Source organism: candidate division KSB1 bacterium (genome assembly GCA_022562085.1).
Taxonomy (GTDB): domain Bacteria; phylum Zhuqueibacterota; class Zhuqueibacteria; order Oceanimicrobiales; family Oceanimicrobiaceae; genus Oceanimicrobium.
The window spans coordinates 1-3,500 of the sequence record JADFPY010000425.1; the positions used below are offsets into that span (position 1 = coordinate 1).

Genomic DNA, 3,500 nt, shown 5'->3' on the forward strand with positions numbered 1-3,500 from the left:
GTCTTGCACGAACGGTAAAATAGAAGATTTACGAATTGCGGCGGGTGTTTTAAAAGGGGAAAAAATTCATAGCAAACTGCGTTTGGTCGTGGTACCGGCGACTGAGCAAATCTATCACGAGATGCTCACCGAGGGTCTCGCTGAAATTTTCCATGAAGCCGGTGCTTCCATTGGACCGCCGACTTGTGGGGCTTGTTTTGGTGCTCACATGGGAGTCATGGGGGAAGATGAGGTCGGTGTATTTACAACCAACAGGAATTTTGTCGGTAGAAACGGCCACACTTCAGCTAAGGTTTATTTGGTGAGTCCGGCAGTGGCCGCAGCAACAGCGATTCGCGGGGTAATCACGGACCCGCGCGAAGTGCTGAATTAACGCTAACCGATAGAAAGAACTCAGTGACAACGGCTCAAGAGGTGAACGATGTCGCGATAGTAGGGGCAGGCCCCGGAGGGCTTGCCTGTGCAATCGCAGCTCAAAAGCACAACCTGAATTACCTGGTAATCGAAAAAGGGTGCCTTGTAAATTCGGTCTTTTATTTTCCCACCAACACGACTTTGTTTTCAACTCCCGAATTACTCGAAATAGGCGGCATTCCGTTTATTATACCGGCTGAAAAGCCTTCGCGGAGGGATCTGCTTGGATATTACCGAAGAGTTACGCAGCATTTTGATCTCAAGATCAATTTGAACGAGAAAGTCGAGTCGATTTCAGGACGAAAGGGCAATTTCCAAATTCAAACCAGTCGGGACAAAATTTATTCAGCGAAAAATATTGTCATCGCCACCGGGCAATATGACACCCCAAACCTGATGAGCATCCCGGGCGAGGACCTTGAGAAGGTGAGTCACTACTACACCGAGGCACATTCTTATTATCGCAAAAAAGTAGCGATCATCGGTGGCAAGAACTCTGCCGTCGAGGCAGCTCTCGATTTATACAGGCACGGCGCTAAAGTTACTGTCATTCATCGGGGAGATGATTTTGGCAAATCGGTTAAATATTGGATTTTGCCGGACATCAAAAATCGCGTAAAGGAAGGGAAAATTCGTGCCTATTTCAACACAACAGTTAAAGAGATTAAAGAAGACTCTTTGCTTGTTGAGAAAGACGGTGTCGAAACAGAGCTCGAAAATGATTTCGTGTTTGCCTTAACCGGTTACCGGCCGGATATGGGTTTTTTAAAAAACGCAGGTGTTGAGTTCGACTCCAAATTAACCCCGGTGCATGATGCAGAGACCTTTGAAACAAATGTTCCCGGGGTGTATATTGCCGGTGTCATAATAGCAGGATGTGAAGGCAGCAAAGTTTTTATCGAAAATACCCGTAATCATGGGACTAAAATCATAGGACATATAAATGGCTCAAACGTTTGATGTCGCGGTTATCGGCGGCGGCCCCGGAGGGTATGTGGCAGCCATCCGAGCCTCCCAATTGGGGCTGAAATGTGTCGTCATCGAGAAGGAGAAGCTGGGCGGACTTTGTCTGAATTGGGGGTGCATTCCCAGCAAGGCGTTGCTGCGCAGCGCTGAGGTTTACCACCTTATTCAGAATGCCTCAGATTATGGAATTTCAGTTGGCAGCCTTAAATTCGACTCAAAAAAAATCATCAAGCGCAGCCGGGACGCCGCGGATAAATTGAGCAAGGGCGTGCAGTTTTTATTGAGAAAAAATAAAATCGAGCATATCTCCGGAACGGGCGTCATTTCCAAACCAGGCGTGATCCAGGTTTCGGCTAACGGCAAAGCTCAGGAAGTTAAGGCGAGAAATATCGTTATCGCAACCGGGGGATTTACCCGTTCTTTGCCGGGTGTAAAAATCGATAAGAAAAAAGTCATCTCCAGTCGCGAGGCGCTGATTCTGGACAAATTGCCCAAATCGATTATCATTATTGGCGGCGGCCCGATTGGGATTGAGTTTGCTTATTTTTATAATGCATTCGGAGTTAAGTGCACGATCGTTGAGATGATGCCAGGTATCCTGCCGCTGGAAGACATCGAGCTGACCAAAATTCTAACCAGAAATTTTAAGAAGAACGGCATCGATATTTTAACAGAAACAAAGGTTGAATCTATTAAGACAAGTGCAAAAGGTGTGACTGTTAAAGTAAGCGGCAAAGGCGGAGCCGCTAAAGATTTGCAGGGAGATGTGGCTTTGATGGCCGTGGGATTTGGCGGTTTGGTTGAGGGTTTGGGACTGGAAAAGTTGGGCGTGAAGGTCGAGAAGAGTTTCATCAAAGTTGATGAAAATTATAAAACCAATGTTGACGGGGTCTATGCAATCGGTGATGTTATCGGCCCGCCGCTGCTGGCGCATGTCGCCTCTGCCGAAGGAATTTACCTGGTCGAAAAGCTGGCCGGTCAAAATCCAGCTCCGATAGATTATGATAATATTCCGGGTTGTACTTACTGCCAGCCGCAAGTCGCCAGCGTGGGCATGACCGAGCAAAAAGCAATTGATGCGGGTCACAAAGTTAAAGTCGGCCGCTTTCCATTTCTAGCGAATGGCAAATCCATCGCTATTGGGGAAACCGAAGGCCTGGTGAAATTGGTGTTTGATGAAAAATACGGTGAGCTTTTAGGCGCGCATATTATAGGTATCGAAGCAACCGACATGATCGCTGAATTAAGCGTAGCCAAAGCGCTTGAAACCACGCCAGCGGAAATTTTAAAAACCGTTCATGCCCATCCGACTCTTTCCGAGGCAGTGATGGAAGCCGCGGCGGATGCACTTGGAGAGGCGATTCATATCTAAAAACCAAATATCAAATATCAATTAACAAATAACGATTAACGATTAACCAATTCATGAAACAAGGTGTTTTAATAAAAGCCGGCCGTCTGGATTACCAGGCCGCCTGGGATTTGCAGAAGGAATTGTTTGAGCGTCGTTTGGCCGGTGATATCGAAGATACGCTTTTGTTGACCGAGCATCCGCACACCTACACGCTTGGTAAATCCGGTCAGGAGGAGAATTTAGTCGCTGACGAATTCGCTTTGAAGCGACAGGGAATTGAAGTTTTTCGAATTGACCGCGGCGGCGACATTACCTATCACGGTCCCGGACAAATCGTTGGCTACCCGATTCTGGATTTGCACCATCACTATCTCGATGTACATCGATTTTTGCGGGACCTTGAGGAAGTCATCATTCAAACATTGGCAGATTACAAAATTGCAGCGAGTAGGGTCGAAGGTTTAACCGGTGTTTGGGTGGAGGGCGCCAAAGTGGCGGCGATTGGCGTGAAAGTGACTCGCTGGATTACCATGCATGGATTTGCCTTTAATGTCAACACGGATTTGAGTTATTTTGGCAATATCGTTCCGTGCGGAATCACAGACAAACCCGTGACTTCGATGGAAAAGCTTCTCGGCAGCCAGTTAGATTATGTAGAAGTTCAGGATAAAGTTTGCGAGAAGTTTGGAGAAGTTTTTGAAATTGACTTAACTGTTAAGAGAATTGAGGACTTAGTTCCTGTGAAGCAGTTTGTATAGGCTGCCGT

Annotated in this window: 4 protein-coding genes; all 4 read left to right on the forward strand. The window is 46.9% G+C overall.

What is annotated here, in order from left to right:
• Window positions 1-373 (forward strand): 3-isopropylmalate dehydratase large subunit (locus IH879_21670; GenBank protein ID MCH7677535.1); only part of this gene is annotated, 373 nt, incomplete at its 5' end.
• Window positions 374-396: 23 nt separating this feature from the next.
• Entirely contained in the window at window positions 397-1,374 is a 978-nt protein-coding gene (gene ypdA / locus IH879_21675) for a YpdA family putative bacillithiol disulfide reductase (protein ID MCH7677536.1), read from the forward strand.
• Window positions 1,358-2,752 carry a dihydrolipoyl dehydrogenase gene (gene lpdA / locus IH879_21680; protein ID MCH7677537.1) on the forward strand — a complete coding sequence of 465 codons (1,395 nt, stop codon included), beginning with the start codon at window positions 1,358-1,360 and terminating at the stop codon, window positions 2,750-2,752. Before ypdA ends, lpdA begins: the two co-directional genes overlap by 17 nt.
• Before the next feature lie 53 nt (window positions 2,753-2,805).
• Entirely contained in the window at window positions 2,806-3,492 is a 687-nt protein-coding gene (gene lipB, locus IH879_21685) for a lipoyl(octanoyl) transferase LipB (GenBank protein ID MCH7677538.1), read from the forward strand.
• The last annotated feature ends 8 nt before the right edge of the window (window positions 3,493-3,500 follow it).

What these genes read in the sequence shown, in the direction of transcription:
- lpdA (MCH7677537.1), top strand. Translation starts at nt 1,358, where the DNA reads ATGGCTCAAACGTTTGATGTCGCGGTTATCGGCGGCGGCCCCGGAGGG.
- lipB (MCH7677538.1), top strand. Translation starts at nt 2,806, where the DNA reads ATGAAACAAGGTGTTTTAATAAAAGCCGGCCGTCTGGATTACCAGGCC.